Genomic DNA, 1,339 nt, shown 5'->3' with positions numbered 1-1,339 from the left:
GTATTAAGACTAATTGGTATAAGTACAAGTAAATATTGCAATATGGCGAAAAGAAAACATCAAGGTAAGCCTGCCCCATCAGATAGAAATTTTGGTGAACTTACACATAAGTTTAAAAATAACATCTATGGAACCAACAAAGGGAAGATCAGAGAGGCGGTGTTACAGCGAGACCTGCATGCGCAACTTGACTGGCTTGGTCACGCAACTGATAAACGGGTGCTCGATGTGGGAGGAGGTCAAGGACAGTTAGCACTTTACTTAGCCGCGCTTGGGCACCATGTTACCGTTATCGATATCTCTGACGAGATGCTTGAACTTGCCAGAATTCGGGCAAATGAAGCGGGACTGTGTGAGCGTATGCGCTTTATCCGTGCGCCATTACAAGAAATAGCACAACTGAGCTTAGGGCAATTCGACTTGGTCATGTGTCACGCAGTACTAGAATGGCTAGTTGACCAACGAAGTGCTATTGATTTACTCAAAGCGCAAGTGTCACCAAGTGGAGCACTTTCTTTGATGTATTTCAATCACGAGGCACATTTAATGGCAAACATGGTCTACGGTAACTTTGATTATGTGCAAAAGGGGCTCAAGGTTAAACAAAAGGTAGGGCTCAGCCCAAATAACCCAATCAAACAAGCTGACATGGCGGCTTGGCTAGAAGCAGCTAAGCTAACTATCGCGCAAAAAACCGGTGTACGCTGTTTTCATGACTACTTAAGAGAGCTTAACAAGGCTGATGATGATTTTGATGCTTTGCTTGAGTTAGAGCTTAAATACAATCGCCAAGAGCCATACGCCTCTATTGGCCAGTATACTCACCTGATGTTAATACCAATTAATTAGTCGATTCTGAATATTGTTGTTTTGATGCTTAGATTGGCAGTACAAGATCAGTCCAGCCTGAGCATCATCTTTATCGACAGGTTATTACGCAGCGCTTTTCGCTGCTAATAACTGATATAAAATACAGGCATAAAAAAGCCGCAGTTGAGCTAGGATTTTACGGCAGTTTTGGCCTACGCCTGCAAGCACTGCGTTAAGCCTGTCACCGAGTTTTCCTTTTAAGCGATTAAGCCCCAAGTGACCATCTTGTTTCATATGCCCGATGATTGGCTCTATCGCATTGCGTCGCTTGAGTTTTTTCTTAATACTCGGCGTCACACCGCGCTTTTGCCCAGCAATATACACATCATAACGTTCTGCAAAGTGCCCGCGATAACCTCTATCTACAAAACAGTTGTATGGTCTTTTATCCGTGACGTTTTCTACTATTTTCAACGTTTCCCATAACGTGTCACCATCATAGGGATTGCCGTGCATTGCATGAGCGCAC

General features: G+C 43.7%; 1 protein-coding gene and 1 pseudogene. One reads left to right on the top strand and one right to left on the bottom strand.

What is annotated here, in order from left to right:
- Positions 1-42 precede the first annotated feature (42 nt).
- Positions 43-849, top strand: coding sequence for a methyltransferase domain-containing protein (locus D9603_RS15620; protein ID WP_128732009.1), 807 nt, complete (start codon positions 43-45; stop codon positions 847-849).
- Positions 850-933: 84 nt separating this feature from the next.
- Here D9603_RS15620 and D9603_RS21685 read toward each other — a convergent pair.
- A pseudogene (locus D9603_RS21685) lies at positions 934-1,339 on the bottom strand (IS5/IS1182 family transposase); the annotation flags it as partial.

The organism is Pseudoalteromonas sp. PS5, from assembly GCF_004103255.1.
Classification (GTDB): Bacteria; Pseudomonadota; Gammaproteobacteria; order Enterobacterales; family Alteromonadaceae; genus Pseudoalteromonas; species Pseudoalteromonas peptidolytica.
The sequence above is the reverse complement of the archived record's forward strand: the minus strand, read 5'-3'. Positions and strand labels throughout refer to the sequence as shown.

Excerpts from the sequence above, each read along its gene's own strand:
- D9603_RS15620 (WP_128732009.1), top strand. The coding sequence starts at position 43 with ATGGCGAAAAGAAAACATCAAGGTAAGCCTGCCCCATCAGATAGAAAT.